24 protein-coding genes and 4 pseudogenes are annotated in these 25,726 nt (G+C 61.1%); 20 read left to right on the top strand and 8 right to left on the bottom strand.

Going from position 1 to position 25,726, the window contains the following annotated elements; genetic code table 11:
• Positions 1-7 precede the first annotated feature (7 nt).
• The 3 genes and pseudogenes from HEQ16_09335 (at position 8) to HEQ16_09345 (ending at position 1,948) form a co-directional block, all read left to right on the top strand.
• On the top strand, positions 8-391 hold the full coding sequence (locus tag HEQ16_09335) for a transposase (GenBank protein ID MCO4054238.1): 384 nt from the start codon (positions 8-10) through the stop codon (positions 389-391).
• Positions 388-732, top strand: a complete 345-nt coding sequence (gene tnpB / locus HEQ16_09340; GenBank protein ID MCO4054239.1) for an IS66 family insertion sequence element accessory protein TnpB — start codon at positions 388-390, stop codon at positions 730-732. Before HEQ16_09335 ends, tnpB (HEQ16_09340) begins: the two co-directional genes overlap by 4 nt.
• A 76-nt stretch (positions 733-808) precedes the next feature.
• Positions 809-1,948, top strand: a pseudogene (locus tag HEQ16_09345) (IS66 family transposase).
• 21 nt (positions 1,949-1,969) lie between these two features.
• On the opposite strand, the gene HEQ16_09350 reads toward HEQ16_09345, so the two are convergent.
• The 3 genes from HEQ16_09350 to HEQ16_09360 form a co-directional block, all read right to left on the bottom strand.
• Complete coding sequence (locus HEQ16_09350) at positions 1,970-3,574, bottom strand: IS66 family transposase (GenBank protein MCO4054240.1); 1,605 nt, start codon at positions 3,572-3,574, stop codon at positions 1,970-1,972.
• A 74-nt stretch (positions 3,575-3,648) separates the two neighbouring features.
• A complete protein-coding gene (gene tnpB / locus HEQ16_09355) occupies positions 3,649-4,011 on the bottom strand; it encodes an IS66 family insertion sequence element accessory protein TnpB (protein ID MCO4054241.1) in 363 nt (120 codons plus the stop codon).
• Positions 4,008-4,421: a transposase gene (locus HEQ16_09360; GenBank protein MCO4054242.1), complete on the bottom strand. Its 414-nt coding sequence runs from the start codon at positions 4,419-4,421 to the stop codon at positions 4,008-4,010. The genes tnpB (HEQ16_09355) and HEQ16_09360 overlap by 4 nt, the downstream gene beginning before the upstream one ends.
• Positions 4,422-4,521: 100 nt before the next feature.
• Between HEQ16_09360 and HEQ16_09365 the strand changes: the two are divergent.
• Positions 4,522-5,046: pseudogene (locus HEQ16_09365) on the top strand (IS66 family transposase).
• A 107-nt stretch (positions 5,047-5,153) separates the two neighbouring features.
• Here the strand turns inward: HEQ16_09365 and HEQ16_09370 are convergent.
• The 4 genes from HEQ16_09370 to HEQ16_09385 all read right to left on the bottom strand — a co-directional run bounded on the left by HEQ16_09370 (position 5,154) and on the right by HEQ16_09385 (position 8,383).
• Complete coding sequence (locus HEQ16_09370) at positions 5,154-5,567, bottom strand: transposase (GenBank protein MCO4054243.1); 414 nt, start codon at positions 5,565-5,567, stop codon at positions 5,154-5,156.
• 347 nt (positions 5,568-5,914) lie between these two features.
• Positions 5,915-7,582, bottom strand: coding sequence for an IS66 family transposase (locus tag HEQ16_09375; GenBank protein ID MCO4054244.1), 1,668 nt, complete (start codon positions 7,580-7,582; stop codon positions 5,915-5,917).
• 76 nt (positions 7,583-7,658) lie between these two features.
• Positions 7,659-8,003 (bottom strand): IS66 family insertion sequence element accessory protein TnpB, encoded by a 345-nt coding sequence (gene tnpB, locus HEQ16_09380; protein MCO4054245.1) that lies wholly within the window; start codon positions 8,001-8,003, stop codon positions 7,659-7,661.
• Positions 8,000-8,383 (bottom strand): transposase, encoded by a 384-nt coding sequence (locus HEQ16_09385; protein ID MCO4054246.1) that lies wholly within the window; start codon positions 8,381-8,383, stop codon positions 8,000-8,002. Before HEQ16_09385 ends, tnpB (HEQ16_09380) begins: the two co-directional genes overlap by 4 nt.
• Before the next feature lie 12 nt (positions 8,384-8,395).
• Between HEQ16_09385 and HEQ16_09390 the strand changes: the two genes are divergently transcribed.
• The 16 genes and pseudogenes from HEQ16_09390 to HEQ16_09465 all read left to right on the top strand — a co-directional run bounded on the left by HEQ16_09390 (position 8,396) and on the right by HEQ16_09465 (position 25,307).
• Positions 8,396-9,025 (top strand): hypothetical protein, encoded by a 630-nt coding sequence (locus tag HEQ16_09390; GenBank protein ID MCO4054247.1) that lies wholly within the window; start codon positions 8,396-8,398, stop codon positions 9,023-9,025.
• A 41-nt stretch (positions 9,026-9,066) separates the two neighbouring features.
• Positions 9,067-9,903: an IS5 family transposase gene (locus HEQ16_09395; GenBank protein MCO4054248.1), complete on the top strand. Its 837-nt coding sequence runs from the start codon at positions 9,067-9,069 to the stop codon at positions 9,901-9,903.
• 59 nt (positions 9,904-9,962) lie between these two features.
• Entirely contained in the window at positions 9,963-10,397 is a 435-nt protein-coding gene (locus HEQ16_09400; protein MCO4054249.1) for a hypothetical protein, read from the top strand.
• Between the two features lie 12 nt (positions 10,398-10,409).
• The gene (locus HEQ16_09405; protein MCO4054250.1) at positions 10,410-12,140 is read left to right on the top strand and encodes a hypothetical protein; all 1,731 of its coding nucleotides are present in this window, start codon (positions 10,410-10,412) and stop codon (positions 12,138-12,140) included.
• 1 nt (position 12,141) lies between these two features.
• Entirely contained in the window at positions 12,142-13,299 is a 1,158-nt protein-coding gene (locus HEQ16_09410; GenBank protein ID MCO4054251.1) for a hypothetical protein, read from the top strand.
• 414 nt (positions 13,300-13,713) lie between these two features.
• A pseudogene (locus HEQ16_09415) lies at positions 13,714-13,932 on the top strand (DDE-type integrase/transposase/recombinase).
• A 75-nt stretch (positions 13,933-14,007) separates the two neighbouring features.
• Positions 14,008-15,074, top strand: a protein-coding gene (locus HEQ16_09420) for an IS630 family transposase (GenBank protein MCO4054252.1) whose coding sequence is annotated in 2 segments (ribosomal slippage) — positions 14,008-14,494 and positions 14,494-15,074 — 1,068 coding nt in all. Because the reading frame shifts where the segments join, the coding sequence is not laid out codon by codon here.
• Between the two features lie 112 nt (positions 15,075-15,186).
• Positions 15,187-15,453, top strand: a pseudogene (locus HEQ16_09425) (DDE-type integrase/transposase/recombinase).
• A 215-nt stretch (positions 15,454-15,668) separates the two neighbouring features.
• Positions 15,669-17,207, top strand: a complete 1,539-nt coding sequence (gene glpD, locus HEQ16_09430) for a glycerol-3-phosphate dehydrogenase (GenBank protein ID MCO4054253.1) — start codon at positions 15,669-15,671, stop codon at positions 17,205-17,207.
• Positions 17,204-18,289 (top strand): ABC transporter ATP-binding protein, encoded by a 1,086-nt coding sequence (locus HEQ16_09435; protein ID MCO4054254.1) that lies wholly within the window; start codon positions 17,204-17,206, stop codon positions 18,287-18,289. Before glpD ends, HEQ16_09435 begins: the two co-directional genes overlap by 4 nt.
• Before the next feature lie 4 nt (positions 18,290-18,293).
• A complete protein-coding gene (locus tag HEQ16_09440; protein ID MCO4054255.1) occupies positions 18,294-19,367 on the top strand; it encodes an ABC transporter ATP-binding protein in 1,074 nt (357 codons plus the stop codon).
• Positions 19,364-20,260, top strand: coding sequence for a sugar ABC transporter permease (locus HEQ16_09445; GenBank protein ID MCO4054256.1), 897 nt, complete (start codon positions 19,364-19,366; stop codon positions 20,258-20,260). The genes HEQ16_09440 and HEQ16_09445 overlap by 4 nt, the downstream gene beginning before the upstream one ends.
• A gap of 17 nt (positions 20,261-20,277) precedes the next feature.
• Positions 20,278-21,090, top strand: coding sequence for a carbohydrate ABC transporter permease (locus HEQ16_09450; GenBank protein MCO4054257.1), 813 nt, complete (start codon positions 20,278-20,280; stop codon positions 21,088-21,090).
• A gap of 40 nt (positions 21,091-21,130) precedes the next feature.
• Complete coding sequence (locus HEQ16_09455; protein ID MCO4054258.1) at positions 21,131-21,469, top strand: DUF2160 domain-containing protein; 339 nt, start codon at positions 21,131-21,133, stop codon at positions 21,467-21,469.
• Positions 21,470-21,553: 84 nt separating this feature from the next.
• Positions 21,554-23,293, top strand: a complete 1,740-nt coding sequence (locus HEQ16_09460; GenBank protein MCO4054259.1) for a carbohydrate ABC transporter substrate-binding protein — start codon at positions 21,554-21,556, stop codon at positions 23,291-23,293.
• Positions 23,294-23,729: 436 nt separating this feature from the next.
• Positions 23,730-25,307 (top strand): alpha/beta hydrolase, encoded by a 1,578-nt coding sequence (locus tag HEQ16_09465; GenBank protein ID MCO4054260.1) that lies wholly within the window; start codon positions 23,730-23,732, stop codon positions 25,305-25,307.
• Here the strand turns inward: HEQ16_09465 and HEQ16_09470 are convergent.
• Positions 25,249-25,605 carry a hypothetical protein gene (locus HEQ16_09470; GenBank protein MCO4054261.1) on the bottom strand — a complete coding sequence of 119 codons (357 nt, stop codon included), beginning with the start codon at positions 25,603-25,605 and terminating at the stop codon, positions 25,249-25,251. The genes HEQ16_09465 and HEQ16_09470 overlap by 59 nt on opposite strands.
• Between the last annotated feature and the right edge of the window lie 121 nt (positions 25,606-25,726).

Below are 25,726 nucleotides of genomic sequence, written 5' to 3' on the forward strand. Positions count from 1 at the left end.
GAATCCTATGAGCGAGAGTATGAATCAAGATCGAGTTTTTGAGGTTTTGACGGCAGCGCCGGTGCGGACGAGGCGCAGGCTACGTGATTGGTCGGTCGACGAGAAGGCACGACTGATTTCCCAGACGCTGTTGCCTGGTGCGAATGTTTCGGCGATTGCGCGTTCTGCCGGGGTTGACCCTTCGCAGCTTTATGGATGGCGGCGACAGGCCCGGGCATCCGGGGCGGTCAAAGCCATGCCCGTTGCGCACGATGAGGTGAAGTTTGCGCGCGTCGAGGCGGCTGGCAACTGGGCTGTGGAGATTGTCATTCGGGATACGGTTGTCCGCGTTGGCGGCGACATCGATGCGGATCATCTGACCGTGATACTGAGGGCGGTGCGCAAAGCATGATTGGCCTGGGTGTCGTCGTTTACGTGTCGTGCCAGCCCGTCGACTTTCGTAAAGGTGCCGCATCCCTGATGGTGCTTGTCCGGGATGGCGGCCTCGACCCGTTCAACGGCGCGCTTTACGTGTTTCGGTCGAAACGTGCGGACCGTGTTCGGATCGTGTGGTGGGATGGCAGCGGCGTTTGTCTCTATTCGAAGACGCTTGAGGAGCAAGGCTTTTGCTGGCCTGCCCTATCGGCGGCTCGCATTCGCCTGGACCATTCGCAGCTGATGGCTCTTCTGGCCGGGATGGACTGGAAGAAGATCCGTCCGACAAAGGTGCGGCGACCCTTGCTGACGGGATGATGTCGATCTGCGGCAAGATGAATCATGCTGCTGTAATCATTGGGAAAGTGAGCGGTTTTGTGCTCTATTTGCACCCATGGATTTACCCCTGAACACCTTGCCGGACGACGTGGATGCGCTCAAGGCGATGGTGCTCGCCCTGGCGCGTGCGCAGGCGCAAGGGGATGTTCGATTAAGAGCCGCGGAGGCTGAAATCGCCCGGCTGGAGGCGATCGAACAGAGCGCCAACGAGCGGATTGCCAACCTGACGCTGATCATGAAGGTCTTGCAGCGCGCGCAACATGGCAAGCGCTCTGAACGGCTCCGCGCCGGTGGTCCTGGGGTCCTCGACGACGAGCAGATTGCCTTTGCCTTCGAGGAGGTGGAGACCGGCCTTTCGAGCGTCCAGAGCGAACTCGACCGGGGCGCCAGGGACAAGCCGAAACGCGCTCCACGCCCGCGCAAAGGCTTTGCTGCGCATCTTGAGCGCATCGAGGAGGTCATCGAGCCGGAACTCCCCGCTGGATATGAGGGCCTGGAGAAGGTGCTGATCAGCGAAGACCGTTCCGAACGGCTCGATGTCATTCCGCCGAAGTTCAGGGTCATCGTGACGCGCCGTCCCAAATATGCCTTCCGTGGCCATGACGGCGTGATCCAGGCGCTCGCACCGGCACACATCATCGAAGCCGGATTGCCAACGGAACGGCTGCTCGCCTTTATCGCGGTCTCCAAATATGCCGACGGTCTTCCGCTTTACCGTCAGGAGGCGATCTACCTGCGCGACGGGGTCGAGATCAGCCGATCCCTGATGGCCCAATGGATGGGCCATCTTGGGTTTGAACTGCAGATACTGGCCGATTACATCCTCGAAAAGATCAAGGAGGGTGAGCGGATCTTTGCCGACGAAACGAGCTTGCCCACTCTGGCTCCCGGATCGGGGAAAGCAACCAAGGCCTGGTTATGGGCCTACGCGCGCGATGATCGCCCCTATGGCGGCACCAGTCCGCCAATGGTGGCCTATCGCTTCGAAGACGGCAGAGGCGCTGAATGTGTGGCCCGTCATCTGTCCGGGTACAACGGCATCCTGCAGGTCGATGGATACGTGGCCTATAGCAGCCTTGCCAAGAGCCAGGCCAAGAGCCAGGCCAAGAGCCAGGCCAAAACCGGCAGCACAGAAACGATGAGGCTTGCCGGATGCTGGGCGCATCTCAGGCGCAGGTTCTACGATCTGCACATCAGCGTAAGCGTCCTCTGACGGCTACGGCATAAGGTTCCACGGCAACAGGTCGGCGATTTTGTTGATGGGGTGATCGGCGATCCTGGTGATGACTGCTCGCAGATATCCCGCTGGGTCTCGCCCGTTGAGCTTTGCGGTTTCGGTGAGCGTGTAGATGGCGGCGGCGCGCTCGCCGCCTGCGTCGGACCCTGCGAACAACCAGTTCTTGGCGCCGAGCTTGAGAGGCCTGATGGCGCGTTCTGCGGCGTTGTTGGAGATATCGAGGGTGCCGTCGTCGAGATAGCGGGTGAGTGCTGCCCAGCGCGATCGGGCATAGCGAATGGCCTTGGCCAGGTCGCTCTTGCCGGAGATCTGGGCGAGGGAATGGTCGAGGAAGCTGGCGAGTTCGGTCATGACGGGCAGCGCCAGATCCTGACGAGCCTTGCGCCGATCCTCGGGCTGCTGGCCGTGAATGAGGCGCTCAACCTCGAACAGCTTGCCAATGCGGGTCATCGCCTCCAGTGCCAGGGGCGAGCCTGTCCCGGCGTGAACGTCGTGGAAGTTGCGCCTGACGTGCGCCCAGCAGGCAACCTCGGTTGCGGCGGCTGAACGCGTGGCACTCGTCGCATAGAGTTCGTTGAATCCGGCATAGGCATCCGCCTGCAGGAATCCTGCAAAGGCCTTGAGGTGCTCGCGCGGTCGCTCTCCCTTGCGGTCGGGCGTGTAGCGATACAGCGCGGCGGGCGGGTCTTGACCGCCACGGGGTCGCTCATCGCGCAGATACACCCAGAGCCGCCCTGTCTTCGTGCGCCCGAGGCCCGGCGCCAGCACTGGCACGGGCGTGTCGTCGGCATGCAGCCGCTCAGCCCGCATCACATGGGCACCGACCGCCTCGACCAGTGGCGCGACAAGCTCTGCGGCCTTGGCAACCCAGCCGGCCATCACCGAGCGCTCGATCTCGACGCCCTCGCGGGCAAAGATCTCTGCCTGGCGATAAAGCGGGAGATGATCACAGTATTTGCCAACCAGAACCTGGGCGATCAGGCCCGGTCCGGCCATGCCGCGCTCGATCGGCATGCTCGGCATCGGAGCTTGCGCCATGCTCTCGCAGGTGCGGCACGAGAAGGCGGGACGCACATGGCGGATAACCTCGAAGCGGCCCGGCACATACTCCAGGACTTCACGGACATCCTCATCCACCTTGCGCCACTTGCCTGCCGTTCCGCAGGATGGACAAGCACAGGCAGGGTCGTTCACGATGGCAGGCGTGTGTACGATCTCGATGCGCGGCAGATGCTCAGGCAAAGGGCGGCGCGTGGCCTTCGGCTTGGCTGTTGCTGCATCAGCGGCAGGAGCTATCTCGTCGATGGCTGCATTGTTCGCCGCCTCGACCATCTCCAGTTCCTCGAGCCGCAGTTCCAGTTGCTCGATCTCATGGGAGAGCTTCTCCGAGGAGCGGCCAAATTGCATGCGCCTGAGCCGCGCGATCTGGATCTTGAGCTTCTCGATCTCCAGGCTCTTGACAAGAAGACCGGCCTTGGCGGCGGCAGCTTCGGCCTGCGCCGTCTTCAGCGCTGCAGCCTGCGCAGCGACGAGCGCGCGAAGCCGCGCCACCTCGTCACTATCTTGTCCCGCTGCTTCGATCATGAGGTGAAGATACCAGGGCAGATGGGGTCAAGCTATTGAATCAATGTCGATCTTGACCTTTTGCGCGAAGCACTTCACCCCGCACGTCGTGGCTGATCCGTGCGTAACGGCGAGCGCCAGTCGATGCCTTCGAGCAGCATCGACAGCTGTGCGGGCGTCAGTACAACCTCGCCATCCTGCGTCACTGCCCAGACGAAGCGGCCACGCTCCAGCCGCTTGGCGAACAGGCAAAGCCCCGTGCCGTCCCACATCAGAATCTTCACCAGATCAGCGCGCTTGCCCCGGAAAATGAACAGGTGGCCGCGGAACGGATCCTTCTTCAAAAGATCCTGCACCACCATCGACAGCCCGTCGAAGCCCTTCCTCATATCCACAGGTGCCAGCGCCATGTAGATGCGCGCGCCCGCCAAAGGCGAGGTCAGGGTTTGTGGCGTCATCGGTCGAGCGCTGCGACAAGAGCCGAAAGCCGCTCAGGCGCGATACCCTCATCCGCCTTCAGCACCCGGCCGTTGCTCAAGCTGACCTCCACCGTGCAGTCGGCACGCGGAGCCATCTTGCGCGGGGGCTTTGGTGAAGGCTTCTGTCCCGGCTGCGCTTCGGCTGCGATGACAACAGGCGCGAAGACCGGAGCCTCCAGCGAGGCCAGCGGCGTCACGCCCGGCATCAGCCCCGCCTTCGCCTGCTTGCGCCAGTAAAACAGCAGGCTCCGGCTCACCCCATGCCGATCCGCAACCGCCGCCACAGAAGCGCCCGGCTGCATCGTCGCCTCCAGAAGCCGCACCTTCTCCTCGACGCTCCAGCGACGACGGCGCTCAACCTGGCTGATAATCTCCGTCCGGGTGTCCATAGCCGTCCTTGCGCATAGGCTTAAGGACGACAACAACCGTCCAGACCATGCTCATACGATGCCGGACCCGCCCCCGCGCAAGGCAGCCATGGCAGAACGCTTACACATCAGCGGCGTCTCGCAGGCTGCCACGGACAGCGTCATGGCCATGACCGAGCTGTGGAGGGTCGAAGATGACGTGCGCGGCCGGAATGCAGACACCCGCGCGAAGCTCCGGCAGGAAAAGTCTGCGCCTGTCGTCGCGCGCCTCTTCGATCTTTGGGAACGGGAGCTCGGCAAGGTCTCCGGCAAGTCCAAGACGGCGGAAGCAATCCGCTATGCGCTCGCCCGCCGTGAAGCACTCGAACGGTTCCTCTCCGACGGTCGCATTGAAATCGACTCCAACATCGTCGAACGGGCCATCAGGCCCCAAACCATTACGCGAAAGAACAGCCTCTTTGCCGGAAGTGAAGGCGGTGGCAGGACCTGGGCTACACTGGGAACGCTTCTGCAAACCGCCAGGATGAACAATGTCGATCCTCTCGACTGGCTGTCGCAAACCCTCGCGCATATCGCCCAAGGATGGCCCGCATCCAAAATCGACGCCCTCATGCCCTGGAACTTCAGGTCAAACGCCCTCAGCTAACCGCTTACCCACCATCGACAGCCCGTCGAAGCCCTTCCTCATATCCACAGGTGCCAGCGCCATGTAGATGCGCGCGCCCGCCAAAGGCGAGGTCAGGGTTTGTGGCGTCATCGGTCGAGCGCTGCGACAAGAGCCGAAAGCCGCTCAGGCGCGATACCCTCATCCGCCTTCAGCACCCGGCCGTTGCTCAAGCTGACCTCCACCGTGCAGTCGGCACGCGGAGCCATCTTGCGCGGGGGCTTTGGTGAAGGCTTCTGTCCCGGCTGCGCTTCGGCTGCGATGACAACAGGCGCGAAGACCGGAGCCTCCAGCGAGGCCAGCGGCGTCACGCCCGGCATCAGCCCCGCCTTCGCCTGCTTGCGCCAGTAAAACAGCAGGCTCCGGCTCACCCCATGCCGATCCGCAACCGCCGCCACAGAAGCGCCCGGCTGCATCGTCGCCTCCAGAAGCCGCACCTTCTCCTCGACGCTCCAGCGACGACGGCGCTCAACCTGGCTGATAATCTCCGTCCGGGTGTCCATAGCCGTCCTTGCGCATAGGCTTAAGGACGACAACAACCGTCCAGACCATGCTCATACGATGCCGGACCCGCCCCCGCGCAAGGCAGCCATGGCAGAACGCTTACCGTGTAGGCAACCCCACGTATCTTTGTAAGCGTGTAGGCAACCCCACGTATCTTTTGGTGTTCTGATCGCTCATTTTCCCGGTGAATCATGTGTAAGCGTGTAGGCAACCCCACGTATCTTTTGGTGTTCTGATCGCTCATTTTCCCGGTGAATCATGTGGGGAATCCTATGAGCGAGAGTATGAATCAAGATCGAGTTTTTGAGGTTTTGACGGCAGCGCCGGTGCGGACGAGGGTAAGCGGTTAGCTGAGGGCGTTTGACCTGAAGTTCCAGGGCATGAGGGCGTCGATTTTGGATGCGGGCCATCCTTGGGCGATATGCGCGAGGGTTTGCGACAGCCAGTCGAGAGGATCGACATTGTTCATCCTGGCGGTTTGCAGAAGCGTTCCCAGTGTAGCCCAGGTCCTGCCACCGCCTTCACTTCCGGCAAAGAGGCTGTTCTTTCGCGTAATGGTTTGGGGCCTGATGGCCCGTTCGACGATGTTGGAGTCGATTTCAATGCGACCGTCGGAGAGGAACCGTTCGAGTGCTTCACGGCGGGCGAGCGCATAGCGGATTGCTTCCGCCGTCTTGGACTTGCCGGAGACCTTGCCGAGCTCCCGTTCCCAAAGATCGAAGAGGCGCGCGACGACAGGCGCAGACTTTTCCTGCCGGAGCTTCGCGCGGGTGTCTGCATTCCGGCCGCGCACGTCATCTTCGACCCTCCACAGCTCGGTCATGGCCATGACGCTGTCCGTGGCAGCCTGCGAGACGCCGCTGATGTGCAGATCGTAGAACCTGCGCCTGAGATGCGCCCAGCATCCGGCAAGCCTCATCGTTTCTGTGCTGCCGGTTTTGGCCTGGCTTTTGGCCTGGCTTTTGGCCTGGCTCTTGGCCTGGCTCTTGGCAAGGCTGCTATAGGCCACGTATCCATCGACCTGCAGGATGCCGTTGTACCCGGACAGATGACGGGCCACACATTCAGCGCCTCTGCCGTCTTCGAAGCGATAGGCCACCATTGGCGGACTGGTGCCGCCATAGGGGCGATCATCGCGCGCGTAGGCCCATAACCAGGCCTTGGTTGCTTTCCCCGATCCGGGAGCCAGAGTGGGCAAGCTCGTTTCGTCGGCAAAGATCCGCTCACCCTCCTTGATCTTTTCGAGGATGTAATCGGCCAGTATCTGCAGTTCAAACCCAAGATGGCCCATCCATTGGGCCATCAGGGATCGGCTGATCTCGACCCCGTCGCGCAGGTAGATCGCCTCCTGACGGTAAAGCGGAAGACCGTCGGCATATTTGGAGACCGCGATAAAGGCGAGCAGCCGTTCCGTTGGCAATCCGGCTTCGATGATGTGTGCCGGTGCGAGCGCCTGGATCACGCCGTCATGGCCACGGAAGGCATATTTGGGACGGCGCGTCACGATGACCCTGAACTTCGGCGGAATGACATCGAGCCGTTCGGAACGGTCTTCGCTGATCAGCACCTTCTCCAGGCCCTCATATCCAGCGGGGAGTTCCGGCTCGATGACCTCCTCGATGCGCTCAAGATGCGCAGCAAAGCCTTTGCGCGGGCGTGGAGCGCGTTTCGGCTTGTCCCTGGCGCCCCGGTCGAGTTCGCTCTGGACGCTCGAAAGGCCGGTCTCCACCTCCTCGAAGGCAAAGGCAATCTGCTCGTCGTCGAGGACCCCAGGACCACCGGCGCGGAGCCGTTCAGAGCGCTTGCCATGTTGCGCGCGCTGCAAGACCTTCATGATCAGCGTCAGGTTGGCAATCCGCTCGTTGGCGCTCTGTTCGATCGCCTCCAGCCGGGCGATTTCAGCCTCCGCGGCTCTTAATCGAACATCCCCTTGCGCCTGCGCACGCGCCAGGGCGAGCACCATCGCCTTGAGCGCATCCACGTCGTCCGGCAAGGTGTTCAGGGGTAAATCCATGGGTGCAAATAGAGCACAAAACCGCTCACTTTCCCAATGATTACAGCAGCATGATTCATCTTGCCGCAGATCGACATCATCCCGTCAGCAAGGGTCGCCGCACCTTTGTCGGACGGATCTTCTTCCAGTCCATCCCGGCCAGAAGAGCCATCAGCTGCGAATGGTCCAGGCGAATGCGAGCCGCCGATAGGGCAGGCCAGCAAAAGCCTTGCTCCTCAAGCGTCTTCGAATAGAGACAAACGCCGCTGCCATCCCACCACACGATCCGAACACGGTCCGCACGTTTCGACCGAAACACGTAAAGCGCGCCGTTGAACGGGTCGAGGCCGCCATCCCGGACAAGCACCATCAGGGATGCGGCACCTTTACGAAAGTCGACGGGCTGGCACGACACGTAAACGACGACACCCAGGCCAATCATGCTTTGCGCACCGCCCTCAGTATCACGGTCAGATGATCCGCATCGATGTCGCCGCCAACGCGGACAACCGTATCCCGAATGACAATCTCCACAGCCCAGTTGCCAGCCGCCTCGACGCGCGCAAACTTCACCTCATCGTGCGCAACGGGCATGGCTTTGACCGCCCCGGATGCCCGGGCCTGTCGCCGCCATCCATAAAGCTGCGAAGGGTCAACCCCGGCAGAACGCGCAATCGCCGAAACATTCGCACCAGGCAACAGCGTCTGGGAAATCAGTCGTGCCTTCTCGTCGACCGACCAATCACGTAGCCTGCGCCTCGTCCGCACCGGCGCTGCCGTCAAAACCTCAAAAACTCGATCTTGATTCATACTCTCGCTCATAGGATTCCCCACATGATTCACCGGGAAAATGAGCGATCAGAACACCAAAAGATACGTGGGGTTGCCTACACGCTTACGATTGAAAAGCAGGTCAAGGCTGGCGCGAAATCCATCACCATCGTCGGGCACAGCATGGGTGGGTTGGTGAGCCGGCTTTTGCTGGAATCCGGCGTGTTCAGCAATGAGCCTTGGTTCAAGAAAATCATCAGTTTCATCGCACTTGCTACACCGCATTTGGGGGCCCCCCTAGCCTTGGCGCGCATTCTCGGCATGGATAGCGCACTCGGCATCAGCAAGTCGGACTTCAAGATTTTTGCCAATAATCCAAAGTACCCAACTGCCTATCAGCTTCTTCCAGCCCCAGGCGAGGCGGCATGTTGGGATATCTCAGTCAGGAGCCTCCCCGCTCTCGATATTTACGACAGCAAGGTGGCCGCTCGCCTAGGACTAAATACCTCGTTACTCAAGCGGGCGCGCTACGTCCACGATACTCTGGGCAAGAATAGCGCACCCGGAAACGTAAGGTATTTTTTCTTTGCCGGGACTGGCCATGGAACGGTCACTCGGGTCAACGTCGGCATTGGCGCAAACGTGCTTACAAGCTCAGAGCCCGATTTAAAAGGAGTTGAGCGATATCAGTAGTTTGTGATTCCCGTTTGGTGCTGAATCAAATGGGGTTTCCGATGACCTGGACTGCTATCGCTCGTGCTGAGCATAACCGTGATCGTTTGCGGTTTCCAAGTGATTTGACCGACCGGGAATGGGCACTGATCGCGCCGATGGTTCCCGCCGCCAAGCGCGGCGGTCGGCCCAGAACCACTGACATGCGCGATGTGGTGGAAGCGATCCTGTTTATTGCTTCGAGCGGATGCCAATGGCGCATGCTGCCGGGTGATTTCCCACCTGTCTCGACCGTGCGCGGCTATTTCTATCGTTGGCGGGACAGTGGCCTTCTGGAAACCATGAACCAGCTTCTGGTGATGGCCGCACGCGAGATCGAGGGTAAGCAGGCTCAGCCCACCGCCGGCATCATCGACAGCCAGAGCGTCAAAACCACCGAAAGTGGCGGGATTTCGGGGTATGATGCAGGAAAGAAAATCAAAGGCCGCAAGCGCCATATCATCACCGACACGCTCGGCTTCCTGATCTTCGTGCTGGTCCACGGTGCCAACATTCAGGATCGTGATGGTGCTCCTGACCTGCTCAAGGCGATCCGCTTCCGCTGTCCGTGGCTGCGTCATATCTTTGCTGATGGCGGCTATGCGGGGGACAAATTGAAGGATGCCATGTGCGGCCATGGCCGCTGGACAGTCGAAATCGTCAAACGGTCCGATGCCGCAAAGGGCTTCGTCGTCCTGCCCCGCCGATGGGTGGTCGAGCGAACATTCGCATGGCTCAATCGATGCCGCCGTCTTGCCAAGGATTGGGAGAAATCCATCGCAAGCTCCACAGCCTTCGCCCATATCGCCAGCATCCGCATGCTCACCAGACGCATCGCAAGACACTCAATCTGCACGTGAACTTTTGAATCGGGCTCTCAGAGGATGCCGGAGATGGTACAGTCCCTCTGTGGAGCGCCTTGCCGCGCTCGCTCCAAAAGCAGCTAGTGGTAGGCGAGCATTCCGGGTTCTTCGTCGGCGATGCGTTTAGCGCAGTCTTCTATCGGCTGCTTGGCGCCGATTTTCCTGAGCCACCCATCGCACTTGATGGCGCGAGTAGCGTAGCTCTATCGATGAAGCAGTTGTTGCTGCCGAAAGAGGAGGCTCCGGAAGTTGTTCTGATACCAGACATGCCGACCAACAAAATTACCGGACAGCTGTTCCTTGAGCGGACAGAAAAGCCGGAAGCGCCTTTTGTCGCGTTCGGGGAAGCTGTTCCGGTCAGTTACAATGGACCGGATATTGCGCTACTCAAATTCGTACTGCCACCTCTCAACGAGACCGGACAATACCGGGTAACGTTCAAAGGTGAACCCGGTGCTTCAGAACCTGTGTTTTTCGCTGTCTGGGCCTGAAAGGGGAACGCGATGCCGGCAAAACGTTCCGTCGACCCGAGCATCGTCCTCCTGCCCTATCTATCGGCGGATCTCGGGACCCAGATGGGCCGAGACGAGGATGGCCCGCTGATCGAAACCCTACGCTTCCATGCCGATGAGCCGCTGCTCGACGGTCCTGTGAGCCGACGCGTCGCGATTATCGATTTTGACCCGGAGACTGGACAAGTGCTGCCTGGCGTCAGGTTTTCGTCGAAAGGCGGCGCACGCGGTCAGCACACTTATGCGATCGCTGAGCCCCGAAATCCCGAAAGACGGGATTTCATGCAAGTAAGCGTTTTTGCGACCATCCTGTCGACGATGGCTCAGTTCGAAACCGCTGATGTCCTCGGGCGCAAGCTTCGCTGGGCGTTCGAGGGGGAGCAGCTTCTCGTTGTCCCACGCGCCGGGAAAATGGCGAATGCCTACTATCACCGCGCCTCACGCAGCCTCCAGTTTTTCTTCTTTGACGCAGACATTAACGGCACGACAAAGACGATCCATACATGCTTGTCACCAGATATCATTGCACACGAAACGAGCCATGCGATTCTCGACGGAATTGCTCCTGATCTTTACAACTCGGTTTCGCCCCAGTCCCTGGCGCTCCACGAAGCCGTCGCTGACCTTTCCGCAGTGATCTTCTCGCTTCGCTCGCGCGAACTAGCGACGGGGCAGCTCAAAATGGCAAATGGCATCCTTTCGAAGGCCGTGGGGTTTTCCGCCATTGCCGAGCAGTTCGGGCATGCGCAATCGGGCGAGCATGATCATCCGCTTCGCGATCTTGACAATGATCACGTGCTGCCGGGCGGCACCGGAACGGTGATCCTTCGAGCCGAACCGCATGCATTGAGCACAGTCCTCTCCGGAGCGCTGTACAGTCTCCTTGTAGCAATCTTTGACCGGAGTCTCATTGATTTGGGGGATGCGGAAGAGCCTATGCCGGGTGGGGAGGTGCCGAGCCAGTTCTCGCAATCCGGCAAAGCGCTTTTTATAGCGCGGGAGAAATTCAAGCGCATCATCTTCCGGGGTCTGGACTATCTGCCTCCCGGTGAAATCAGCTTTGCGGATTACGGACGAGCAATGATTGCTGCAGATGCATCTTCAAACCCGGACAGTCCAGAATTTCGTGAGATCCTGAGGTCCGAATTTGTCCGCCGCGGAATCGTTCAAACCAGGGATGAGCTGGAGGCGCAGATGCCCGCCTTTGCCTTGCCGGAGGACATTGATCTTGATCAACTCGTTCGGTCCAACTGGGCGGCGTACCAATTCGCTGATCGTTTTCGCGGCGCATTGATGGTGCCGCCGGACATTGCCATTGATGTTCCATCACGGCTCGACGTCACTAAGTCGACGTATCGTTCTGATGCAGAAGGCAAGCCGCATCGCGTCGAATTCCGCGAATGTATCTTCAAGGTGTCGTGGCGACGGACGCAAATCCTGAAAAGACGGAGCGGGCTGGTTGAAGAACTCAGCATCATTTACGGAAGCACGTTGGTAATCGACTGGGCAACGCGGGAGATCAAGGCATTCTTGACCACGAGTCCGGACCACGCGCTTCAAAAGACGGGTGCCGCCAATACAAACCGAGATATGCGCGAGAGTTACCTCGCTATCTGCCTTTCCGAGGGAATGGTCCAAATCGGTAGCCCAGAGGCCGAACTTACAGGTGGCACCTTGCGCCTGCGCGGTCTTGGTCAGTTCTTGCACATGTCCGGGCACTAACATGAGCAACCTTAATGTCCGAGTCTACAATGTCCTCTTCGGCGACGCCGTCCTGCTCAGCGTGCCAGATATTGATGCCACCGGCCAACCAATTGTCCTGAAGGTGCTCATCGATTGCGGCAATGCGCTCGCCGGCAAGGCTGGGGATGATGCTGTGTTCAAGCCGGTGTTAACCGATATCGCGAGCGAACTCGGCGGCAAGCCACTAGATCTCTACATTATGACACACGAGCACATGGACCATGTGCAGGGCATGCTCTACGGCGCGCAAAAGCTTGGCATCAATATCAACGCCAGGCAGGTCTGGATGACCGCCTCCTCGGCACCCGATTATTACGACGCTTTCCCTAAGGCGCGTGAACAACGCAAACTCGCTCTCTCTGTGCTCGATGAGACCGAACGCTTTCTTGCCGCCAGCCCCGGCGGGGGAGCAGGCGAACTCGAGGCGCTGATGGGCATCAACAATCCACGCGCCAGCGCCGATTGTATCGACTGTATTCGAGCTATGGCGCCGGGCGATCCGCTCTATGTCCATCGCGAGGCAAATATCGCGGGGAGGCACCCTTTCCGAAAAACCAGCATTCGCGTCCTTGCACCGGAACAGGACACCTCGGTCTATTACGGCCGGCTTGGGCCACGCACACTTGGAATGATGGTCGACACCAGTGATCCCTTCGCTGGCGGCAACACTATGCCGCAACCGCCGGCTGGTGTTTCTGCTGGGCATTTCTACGATCTCGTCAAATTCCGTTCGAGTGGCCTGCGCGATAACCTCCTGCAGATCGACAAGGCTGCGAATAATACAAGTCTCGTGCTTGAGTTCGAATGGAATGGCTGGAGACTACTATTCCCGGGGGATGCTGAAGAAAAAAGCTGGGCGATAATGGAACGACTAGATCTGCTTTCGTCGGCACATTTTCTCAAGGTCAGCCATCATGGCAGCCACAACGGAACGCCGCCTGAAGTTACAGACAAAGTACTACCGGAGGCAGCGCCGGATGAAAAGCCGCGCATCGTTGTGGTTTCGACAGCGGTTGGTGCCTATAAAGGCGTGCCTGACGATGAGACGCTCAACACGCTGGCTCAGCGCGCAACGTTGCACGACACGCGCAATATCGCACCAGGCAAATGGTTCGATTTTGTATTTGAACCGAACTGAATATTTCCCGAACTACCATTGATAGTAAGCGTCCTACGACGACTACCGCCTGAGGTTCTACAGCAGACAAGCGTTCTGCCATGGCTGCCTTGCGCGGGCACGGGTCTGACGTTTCCCCAAAAAACAAGTTCTTGCACTGCATAACATGATGTATAACATTGAGATGAGGTTGTGATATAAGCAATTGAAATATATGGGTTTTATTTTTTGGCATCCGCTCCCCGTGGGCGCGCCATTCCCGCTTCCCAGCGCAACAATCTCATTTTTTCAATGTTGGCATTCGCATGCGCCGTATTGAACATCGGTTCAGTGCATAACATGATGCATGACATGCCGTTGATGGGATGATTGCGAACTACCTGGTGATGCGCGGCGGCGTCTGCCAGTCTGTCAGGCGCGTGCCGGAACATCTGCATGCTGGTGCAGTCGGACCAAGGTTCGCAGTTCACCAGCATGGAACAGGCTTCGTTCCTGAAGCGCCACAATCTCGAACCTTCGATGAGCCGGCGTGCCAACTGCCATGACAGCGTGGTGGCCGAGAGCTTCTTCAACCTGCTCAAACGCGAGCGTATCCGCCGGAAGGCCTATCGAACGAGGGCCGAGGCACGACAGGATGCGTTCGATTATACCAAAGGCCCTTTGACCTGACTCACCGAGGGTTCCCAAACTGACTGCGGCGTGATTCAAAGTGCGTGGAGGACCCACGCCATGCCGAAGGTTGTCGAGATCAAGCCGAGCCATACTCCCGCCGAGCTGCGCCGCCTGGCGGCATCGGGCAAGGATGCGAACCAAAGTCGACGATTGCTGTCCATCGCTGCGGCGCTGGACGGGATGAGCCGGGCGGAGGCCGCCAAGATCGGCGGCATGGACCGCCAGACGCTACGGGACTGGGCGCATCGGTTTAATGAGCAAGGCCCTGCCGGGTTGAAGGACAACCGTCGCCGGGGGAACCCAAGACGTCTGTCGCAGGCGCAACTGGTGGAGCTGTCCGAGATCGTCGAGACCGGCCCCAACCGCGCTGTAGACGGCGTGGTGCGCTGGCGGCGGATCGACCTGCAACGTGTCATCGCGGACAAGTTCAAGATCGCGTATCACCAGCGCAGCATCGGCAAGCTGCTGAAGCACCTGGGCTTCTCGCACATCAGCGCCCGGCCACGGCATCCCGGGCAAGATGGCGAGGTCATCGCGGCTTTTAAAAAAACTGGCCCAACACGCTCGCGGCGCACATCAAGGGCGTGACGCGCAAGACGAAGATCGAGATCTGGTTTCAGGATGAGGCCCGCATCGGCCAGAAGAACGGGCTCGTCCGGCAATGGGCGAGGCGCGGCACAAGACCTACCCAGCCTGCCGACCAACGCTATGAGAACGCCTATCTCTTCGGTGCCATCTGCCCCGAAAGAGGCGTGGGCGCGGCCCTCGCTTTGCCCCATGCTGACACCGACATGATGCAACTGCATATCGACGAGATATCCCTGCACGTCGCCAAAGGCGCTCATGCCGTGCTGCTGCTGGATCGAGCCGGATGGCACATCACCGGCGACCTGAACTGGCCGAAGAACATCACGCCGATCCTGCTGCCCTCGCGCGCGCCGGAACTGAACCCCGTGGAGAATATCTGGCAGTATCTGCGTGCCAACTACCTCTCGAACCGCGTCTTCGAGACATACGCCGACATCATCAATGCAGCCTGCGAGGCCTGGAACAGGCTCACCGAAAGGCCCGACGTCATCACATCAATCGGGATGCGCCACTGGGCGCAAACAGGTCAGTTGTAAGGGCCGTTAGTATAACATGATGCATGACATGCCGTTGATGGGATGATTGCGAACTACCTGGTGATGCGCGGCGGCGTCTGCCAGTCTGTCAGGCGCGTGCCGGAACATCTGCATGCTGGTGCAGTCGGACCAAGGTTCGCAGTTCACCAGCATGGAACAGGCTTCGTTCCTGAAGCGCCACAATCTCGAACCTTCGATGAGCCGGCGTGCCAACTGCCATGACAGCGTGGTGGCCGAGAGCTTCTTCAACCTGCTCAAACGCGAGCGTATCCGCCGGAAGGCCTATCGAACGAGGGCCGAGGCACGACAGGATGCGTTCGATTACATCGAGATATTCTGCGATCCCACCCGCAAGCACGCCAGGAACGGGATGCCGTGACCCGTCGAGTTCGAATGACGGCCCAAAACGCAATCCGGGGGCGTCGAGAAAACCCGGGGCGATTCAAGGGGGCTTGGCCAGGAAGGAAGAAAGGCAGAATAGTCAAGGTGCCAAGGGAGATGTCCTGCCGAGGCAAGTTCACACTTCAAAAACCGCCTGAAATGTCCCAAGCTGATTTGACGACGGACAAAAAACGAAAATCAAGGGGAAGCGCGATGGGGGAGGTCTATGACCTTGCCATCATTGGTGGCGGCATCAACGGCTGCGGCATCGCACGCGATGCGGCCGGTCGCGGCCTCAAGGTTTACCTCTGCGAGCAGAACGACCTGGCCAGCGGCACGTCCTCGTGGTCGACCAAGCTGATCCATGGCGGATTGCGCTATCTTGAGCATTACGAGTTCCGGCTGGTGCGTGAAGCGCTGATCGAGCGCGAGATCCTGTGGAATCTGGCGCCCCACATCATTCGGCCGCTCCGCTTCGTGCTCCCCCATCATGCAGGGCTGCGTCCGGCCTGGCTGCTCCGGCTGGGCCTGTTCCTTTATGACAATCTCGGTGGCCGGAAGCGTCTGCCCGGCACGAAGACGCTCGACCTGCGGAGCGATCCGGCAGGTCAGCCACTCAAACCCGGTTACGGCAAGGCTTTCGAGTATTCGGATTGCTGGGTCGACGATTCACGGCTCGTCGTCCTCAACGCCATGGACGCCCGGGCGCGGGGCGCCACTGTCGTGACCAATACCCAATTCAAGAGCTGTGTGCGCCACGCTGATCACTGGGAGCTTCAGGTCGGCACCCAGGGCGACCATACGCGGGCCATTTCGGCGCGGGCCATCGTCAACGCGGCAGGTCCGTGGGTCGCCGACGTGCTGGCGAACCGTATTCGCACCAACGGCGAATCCCGCGTGCGGCTGGTGCAGGGGTCGCACATCGTCGTGAAGCGCATTTTCGACCACGACCGCAGCTACATCTTCCAGAACACCGACGGGCGGATCATTTTCGCAATCCCCTACGAGCAGGACTTTACCCTGATCGGCACCACGGATCAGGACTACGCCGGCGATCCCGCTGACGTTAAGGCTTCGCCGGAGGAGATCAGCTATCTCTGTGCCGCGGCAAGCGAGTATTTCGCCAGACCCGTCCGTGAGTCCGACGTTGTCTGGACCTATTCCGGTGTTCGTCCGCTCTACGACGACGGCGCATCGAAGGCTCAGGAGGCAACACGCGATTACGTCCTGACCCTGGACGCCAAGCCGGGATATGCGCCGCTGTTGTCTGTATTTGGCGGAAAGATCACGACCTACCGCCGGCTCGCGGAAGCTGTCCTTGAGAAGCTCGCGCCGCATGTCACGCCCGCACTGACGGGCAAGGCGGCTGGCTGGACAGGCCATGAAAAATTGCCGGGCGGGGATTTTCCGGTCACCGGCCTCGCGGCGCTCTCGGATGCGCTCGCCTTGTCCCATCCTTTCCTCGATCCGCACCATGCGAAGCGGCTGTTGCGCGCCTATGGCACACGCGCCGCAGTGCTCCTCGGCGAGGCCCGGAGCCTGTCCGATCTCGGTCAGTCTTTTGGGACAGACCTGACCGAGGCAGAGGTTCGCTACCTCATGCGCGAGGAGTGGGCAGCGACCGCCGATGACGTTCTGTGGCGGCGCAGCAAGCTTGGCTTGCGGACGGGTTCAGATGCCAAGGCCGCGCTGGCGAGTTTCATGGCCAAGGCCGGCGGCAGCGATGCCCAGGCGATGGCGGGTGCCGCATGAGCCTCGTTCTTGATCAGGTGAGCAAGCGGGTCGGTCCTTCGGATCACATCGTCGATGTGTCCCTGCGGCTGGAGAAAGGCTCTCTGAACGTTCTGCTTGGACCGACATTGTCTGGCAAGACATCGCTCATGCGGCTGATGGCCGGGCTCGACCGCCCCACCTCCGGATCGATTGCTTTCAACGGTGTCGATGTCACCAGCGCGCCCGTGCGTGGCCGCTCGGTCGCCATGGTCTACCAGCAGTTCATCAACTACCCGACCATGAGCGTCTTCGAGAACATCGCCTCGCCGCTCCGTGTCATGGGTCTGCCCGCCAGCGAGATCAGGGAACGCGTCGGGGTCGCGGCCCGGCTTCTCAAGCTGGAACCCATGCTGACGCGCACGCCGCTGCAACTCTCGGGCGGACAGCAGCAGCGCACGGCCATCGCGCGGGCATTGGTCAAGAGAGCCGAGCTTGTGCTGATGGACGAGCCCCTCGCCAACCTCGACTACAAACTGAGGGAGGAACTTCGCGAGGAGTTGCCGCGCATCTTCGCCTCCACCGGGGCGATCTTCGTCTATGCCACAACCGAACCCTCCGAAGCGCTGCTTCTTGGCGGTAACACGGCCGTGCTGCACCAGGGCCGGGTCGCGCAATTCGGACCAACATCCGAAGTTTACCGCAATCCCGCCGACCTGAATTCAGCCGCAGTGTTCTCGGACCCGCCACTCAACCGTATCGCTGCCGAGAAATCTGGCGGCATGCTGAGATTTTCTGGCGGGCACATTCCCGCCAGGGGCAAGCTCGCCAGCCTCGAAGACGGACCATGCACTCTGGGTTTCCGGGCCCACCATCTGCAACTCGCAGATTCAGACGCCGACGCCATCAAGCTCTCAGGCCGCGTCACCGTCTCCGAAATCACGGGCTCGGAGAGCTTCATCCACATCGATGCGGCGCCCCATCACTTCGTCGCGCTGGCGCATGGTGTCCGGCTCTATGAACCTGGCGCAACCATCGAGACCTTTGTCGACACGAGACGCCTCTTTGTCTTCGATCGGGCCGGGCGACTGGCGGCCTCACCCGACGACATGGCGGGAGCCTGAGCCGATGGCGCGTATCACCCTCTCGTCGCTGGCGCATTCGTACAGGCCCGATCCGCGGGAGGCGTCCGACTACGCCGTCCGCGAGGCAACCCATGTCTGGGAGGATGGGGGCGCCTACGCCCTGCTGGGTCCCTCCGGTTGTGGCAAGACCTCGCTTCTGAACATCATCTCGGGGCTGGTCGCCCCGACGAAGGGGCGCGTCCTGTTCAATGATCAGGACGTGACGTTCAAGCCGACCGAGGCGCGCAACATCGCGCAGGTGTTCCAGTTTCCCGTGATCTACGACACGATGACCGTGCGCGAGAACCTGGCCTTCCCGTTGCGAAACAGGGGCATGCGGGGCGAGGCGGTCGAAACCCGCGTCAACGAGATTGCGAAGCTCCTCGACCTGACGGCCGATCTTGGACGCAAGGCGCGGGGGCTGACGGCTGACTCGAAGCAGAAGATATCGCTTGGGCGAGGGCTGGTGCGGCCAGACGTTGCCGCCATCCTCTTCGACGAGCCGCTGACGGTCATCGATCCGCATCTGAAATGGGAGTTGCGCTCGAAGCTCAAGGAAATCCACAAGAAACTCGACACCACGATGATCTATGTCACGCATGACCAGACCGAGGCGCTGACCTTCGCCGACAAGGTGGTGGTGATGTTCGACGGCGAGGTGGTGCAGGTCGGCAAGCCGCAGGAGCTGTTCGAGACGCCTGACCACACCTTCGTCGGATACTTCATCGGCTCTCCTGGCATGAACGTCCTTCCCGCCCACATCGAGGGTACGAGCGCCCACGTCAACGGCGAGGCGCTATTCCTTGGCCGCAGCCTGAGTATTCCGGCTGGCGCCAACGTCGAGATTGGCATCCGCCCCGAGTTCCTCAAGCCTGTTGCCTCGGGGGGTATCGCGGTCCGCATTCTCCGTGTCGAGGATATCGGGCGCCAGAAAATCCTGCGCTGCGAGGCTGGCCAGCATCGGCTTGCGGCCATCCTGCCGGAAGACGCGGCGGTTCCGTCAGGCCATGTGCGGCTCTCTGCCGATCCAGATCACATTCACGTCTACGCCAACAGCCGGCGGGTTAGGCAAGCATGAACAAGCCGCTCAACAACCGGGCCTGGTTCTTCGTTCTGCCGGTCTTTCTGCTGGTGGCGTTCAACGCCGTCCTGCCGCTGATGACGGTGGTCAATTATTCGATGCAGGACAGTTTCGGCAACAACCAGTTCTTCTGGAACGGCATCGGCTGGTTCAAGGAGCTGCTCGATCCGAAGTCGCAGCTCGGCGAACGGTTCTTCGACGCACTCTGGCGGAACGCGCTGTTTTCCGCGATCATACTCTCCATCGAGATTCCGCTCGGGATCGCGGTCGCACTCTCGATGCCGAAGAAAGGATGGGCCGTCGCCCCGACGCTTGTGGTCCTCGCATTGCCCTTGCTCGTGCCGTGGAATGTCGTGGGCACCACCTGGCAGGTTTTCGCGCGCTCGGACATTGGGCTGCTCGGCTACGTGCTGAACGCGGTTGGCATCAGATACAACTACACGAACGACCCGTTCTCGGCATGGGCGACCATCGTCGCCATGGATGTCTGGCACTGGACGAGCCTTGTGGCGCTGCTGTGCTACGCCGGCCTTCAGTCCATTCCTGATGCCTACTACCAGGCGGCGCGGATCGACGGAGCCTCGCGCTGGTCGGTATTCCGCAACATCGAACTGCCCAAGATGCGGCGCGTGCTGCTCATCGCTGTGCTGCTTCGCTTCATGGACAGCTTCATGATCTACACCGAACCCTTCGTGGTCACCGGAGGCGGGCCAGGCAATTCGACGACGATGCTCTCCATCGACCTCGTCAAGATCGCGCTCGGCCAGTTCGATCTCGGCAAGGCGGCAGCGATGTCGATCGTCTACAATCTCATCATCCTCGCGGTCTGCTGGGTGTTCTACACCATCATGATACAGGCCGACGCCGAAGAGCGGGAGCCCCGATCATGAGCAGCCCCTCCCAACGCATGCTGGAAGCCGGGGGCTCGGGTTGGGGCCGCCGCCTGATGCTCGGGCTCTACATCCTGTTCCTGATGCTGCCGCTCTATTGGCTCTTCGTCATGAGCATCAAGACCAACAACGAGATCATCTCCGGCCTGACGATCTGGCCGCAGAACCCGACGCTCGCCAACTACCGCAAGATCTTCTCCGATCCGTCCTGGTACTGGGGCTACATCAACAGCCTGATCTATGTGGCGATCAACACGGTCATTTCGATCGCGCTGGCGTTGCCGGCAGCCTACGCGCTCTCGCGCTACCGGTTCCTCGGCGACAAGCACCTGTTCTTCTGGCTTCTGACAAACCGCATGGCCCCGCCAGCAGTCTTCGCGCTGCCGTTCTTCAACCTCTATTCCGCCATCGGGTTGTTCAACACGCATTGGGCGGTTGCGCTCGCCCATTGCATTTTCAACATTCCCCTGGCGGTCTGGATCCTGGAAGGTTTCATGTCCGGCGTTCCGCGCGAGATCGATGAGACCGCGCAACTCGATGGCTATTCCTTCCCGCATTTCTTCGTGAAGATCTTCCTGCCCCTGATCGGCAATGGCGTGGGGGTGGCGGCGTTCTTCTGCTTCATGTTCTCGTGGGTCGAGCTTCTGCTCGCCCGCACGCTCACGAACAACATGCCGATTTCCGCCATCATGACACGCACTGTTTCCGCCGCAGGGATGGATTGGGGTCTGTTGGCGGCGGCCGGCATCCTCACGCTTGTGCCAGGCGCGCTCGTGATATGGTTCGTGCGCAATTACATCGCCAAGGGCTTTGCCCTGGGGAGAGTGTGAGACGGTCATGACGCTTGCCAGAGCATCGTTGGGGCTTGGAATGGCTCTTGTTGTCACGCTCGGCTGGGCCTGGCGCACGGGTCGCCTGGATGGCGTCGCCGCAGGTCTCCAGTGGATGGCCTGGACCTGGCAGACCGGCCTGTTCTTCACGGGGATCGTCTGTACGCTCGTCATCATGACGCTTCTGGCCGTCTACCGGCCAGAAACGGAGCGGGTCGGCGTCCTGCGTATCGCCACGACGCGCGGCGACAGGCTGTTCATTTCTCTTTTGGGCGCCGCCTTCATTCATCTCGGCTGGATCGGTCTGACCAATGCCGAGCTGTGGTGGGCCTCGATCATCTCTCTCGTCTACGCCGCAGCGGTGTTCCGCTGGGTATGATGGGTGGGAACGTCACCGGATGGCTCGGCGTCAGGCCATCCGGTTCAATCCTGCAAGGCGCAACCTAGGGAGGATAAGTTGAATATGAGATCAAGAATGCTGATGGGAACGACGGCGCTCGCGCTTGTTGCCATGACGACAGGCGCCATGGCCGACATGGCTGCGGCGCAAAGGTGGGTTGACGGCGAATTCCAGCCTTCGACGCTGTCCAAAGAAGCGCAGATGAAGGAGATGGAGTGGTTCATCAATGCGGCGAAGCCATTCGTCGGCATGGAGATCAATGTCGTCTCCGAGACAATCACCACGCATGAGTATGAGTCGAAGACGCTGGCCCGTGCCTTCACCGAGATCACTGGCATCAAGATCAAGCACGACACCATCCAGGAAGGCGATGTGGTCGAGAAGATCCAGACCCAGATGCAGTCGGGACGCAATGTCTATGACGCCTGGATCAACGATTCTGATCTGATCGGCACGCATGTGCGCTATCAGCAGGCGGTTCCCCTGTCGGACTGGATGGTCGGAGAGGGCAAGGATGTGACGCTGCCGACGCTCGATGTGGATGATTTCATCGGCAAATCCTTCACCACGGGCTACGACGGCAAGCTCTACCAACTGCCGGACCAGCAGTTCGCGAACCTCTACTGGTTCCGGTATGACTGGTTCCAGCGCGCCGACCTGAAGCAGCGGTTCCGGGCAAAATACGGTTACGACCTTGGCGTGCCGGTGAACTGGTCCGCTTATGAGGATATCGCCGAGTTCTTCTCCAACGACGTCAAGGAGATCGACGGCGTGCGGGTCTATGGCCACATGGACTACGGCAAGAAGGACCCGTCGCTTGGCTGGCGCTTCACCGACGCCTGGCTCTCCATGGCAGGCAACGGCGACAAGGGCATTCCGAACGGCCTGCCTGTCGATGAATGGGGCATCCGCATGGAAGGCTGCCAGTCGGTCGGCTCCTCCATCGAGCGCGGCGGTGACACCAATGGCCCGGCGGCGGTCTACTCGATCACCAAGTATCTGGAGTGGCTTCAGAAGTACGCACCGCCCCAGGCGCAGGGCATGACGTTCGGCGAGGCGGGCCCGCTTCCCGCGCAGGGCGCGATCGCACAGCAGATCTTCTGGTATACCGCTTTCACCGCCGACATGGTGAAGCCTGGGCTGCCAGTCGTGAATGCCGACGGTTCGCCGAAGTGGCGCATGGCTCCCTCGCCGAAGGGCGCCTACTGGAAGGAAGGCATGAAGCTCGGTTACCAGGACGCCGGTTCCTGGACCCTGCTGAAGTCGACGCCGGTGGATCGTCGCAAGGCGGCCTGGCTCTACGCCCAGTTCGTCAACTCCAAGTCGGTCTCGCTCAAGAAGAGCCATGTCGGCCTCACCTTCACGCGCGAAAGCGATATCTGGGACAAGAGCTTCACCGAGCGCGCCCCCAAGCTCGGTGGCCTGATCGAGTTCTATCGCTCACCAGCCCGCGTGCAATGGACCCCAACCGGCAACAACGTGCCGGACTACCCGAGGCTCGCACAGCTCTGGTGGCAGAACATCGGTGACGCATCATCGGGCGCAAAGACGCCTCAGGCGGCAATGGACGCGCTTGCGGCAGCCCAGGACGATGTCCTGATCCGCCTTGAGCGCTCGGGCGCACAAGGCGCGTGCGGGCCGAAGGTGAACCCCCGCACATCCGCCGAGGAGTGGTTCAAAAAGGCCGAAGCCTCCGGCAATTTCGCTCCCCAGCGCAAGCTGGCGAACGAAAAGCCGCAGGGCGTGACTGTCGACTATGACACGCTGATCAAGTCATGGCCGTCGACCCCACCAAAGCGTTGACATCAAGATGACGCAACAGGCCCCGCTCGGATCGAGAAATCCGGGCGGGGTCTTTTTTCGGCCAGCCTGAGGGCCGCCGCACAGAAACCCAGCCAGGAGCCATCATGTCGTCGCGATCGATCGTGTCCAATCCTGGCTCTGACGCAATTCTGGTGAGTGCTGGCATAGACAGGATTTGAGATTCATGGTTTGGGCCGGCTTTTCAACGTGTTCAACCGGTTGCTGGCCGGGTGCCAGTTGAAGCGCCATTCGGCCTTCTGCTGCGTGGTGTTTCCCTTTCCTCCAGATCAGTCGGTCAAACCCTTCAACGGGGCTGGTGAACCATGCCGCGTTGGTGTTTCGTCTCATCATGTCGAGGCATCGGCCATGAGGACCCGCGACGGACCCGGACCGGCAGCGGGCGCGGAGGACCAGCCTCATGAACGGAGCAAAAAGTTTGCCTCAACCTGCTGACAAGACGCCGCCAGGCGGAACGGCGGGAGCGCAGGCGTTTCCAGGGCCGATGGCGTTATGGCTGCTGGTGGCCTTCGCGCTTGTCGCTGCGTCCCTCATCGGCTTTCGGCAGGATCGCGGCGATGTCGTCGTCGCGGAGCGATGGCTGGACACGACTCCGGTGACGATCACGCGCACCGGGCAGGGGCCTCAACCTGTCGTGCTGATCGCCCATGGCTTCGCCGGCTCCCGGCAGCTCATGCAGGCTTTCGCCTACACGCTCGCCCGCAACGGCATGACGGCGGTGTCTTTCGATTTCCTCGGCCACGGCCGTCATCCCCTGCCTCTGGGCGGCAGCGTGACGCGGATTTCCGGAGCGACGCAGTCGCTGGTCGGCCAGACACGCGGAGTGCTGGCGCTGGCGCGCACCATCGGCGATGGCCGCGTCGCCCTGCTGGGGCATTCCATGGCGTCGGACATTCTGGTGCGGGTGGCGCGCGCGGAGCAAGATGTCGTCGCGACCGTCGCCATCTCCGCCTTCTCGCGCGAGATCACCGAGACCGAGCCGCGCAACCTGCTCCTGGTTGCGGGCGCGTGGGAAAGCAGGCTTGCGGCGGAAGCTCGCCGCATCGTGGCGTTGCGCTCAACGCCCGCCGTGCCCGAGCAGGGCGTCACCTATGGCGATCATGGCGATGGCAGCGCTCGCCGCTTCGCCATAGCGCCCCATGTCGAGCATGTCGGCGTGCTCTACAGCGCTGCGAGCCTCTCCGAGGCGCGGGACTGGCTGCGCGCCAGCTTCGGCGTCACGATGCCTGCCCAGCGTCCGGACAGGGGAGGGCTGTGGATCATCATGCTGCTGGCTGGCCTCATCATCGCGGTGAGGCCGCTGTCGCGCCTGCTGCCGCTTGTGTCTGCGCGTGAGGCAGGGGCTGCGCTGCCGTGGCGCAGCTTCTGGCCCGTGCTTGTGCTGCCCGCATTGCTCACGCCGCTGGTGCTGCGCGTTTCGCCAACCAGGGTGCTGCCAATCCTCGTCGCGGATTATCTTGCCTTCCATTTCGCGCTTTATGGCGCGCTCACCTGGCTCATGCTTGTGGTGCAGCGCCGCCGCGCCGTCGCGCCGCCTGATGGGAAGCCTGCCGCCGACCGCCTGCGCCTTGGCCTGGCGGCGCTTGGCGCTTGCCTTGTGGCCGTGCTGCCGCTGTTCATCGCCATCGATGCCTATGTCACCGCCATCAGGCCGATCGAGGCGCGGCTCGTGCTGGCCCTGTGCCTTGTGGGCGGCGCCGCCAGTTTCTTCTTCGCTACGGAATGGGCTTCGGGAGGATCAGGCGCCGCCAGGGGCGGGTCGGCCGCCATCGCCGTGGCGTTCCTGCTCTCGCTGCTGGGGGCTGTGCTGCTTGATCCGGGCCGGCTGTTCTTCCTGGCCATCATCGTGCCGGTGATCGTGCCGTTCATGATCGTTTTCGGGCTGATCGCCTGGTGGATCCGTCAGCGGACGCGGCATCCGTTTCCGGGCGCTGCGGTCAAGACGCTGGCCTTCGGCCTCGCGATCGCTGCGACCTTCCCGATGATGACGGGCTGAGCCCGACGCTGCGCCAGGGCCTGTCGGTTGGTTGCGGCGCGGTGGAGTGATGGCGGCGCAGCACCAGTTCGCTCTGGATCGACAGCTCATCGGTCTCGCCCCCGAAGCTCGCGATGGCGATGGAATTGCCGCAGACGTCATGGAGCCAGCTGAGCGTGGCGGTTGGGCTTATGACGAGCCCTGTGCGCAGGATGCGCAGGTCAAGGCTGTCGCGCGGGCGAAGCATCAGACGGTGCGGGCCGAGCCTCACTGGCGGCGCATAGGTGTAGCGCGTGATGTGCCTGACCTGAATGTCCATGGATCCTTGTCTCCGCAGCGCCCGCCCCATCCAACAAAAAAACCGCCATTGGGGCGGTGAAGTCGAGAACGAGGTTCCACGCCGGGGGGCAGACCCGCGCTATGGTCAGGCAATGCGGGCT

Source organism: Bosea sp. (in: a-proteobacteria), assembly GCA_023910605.1.
GTDB lineage: Bacteria > Pseudomonadota > Alphaproteobacteria > Rhizobiales > Beijerinckiaceae > Allobosea.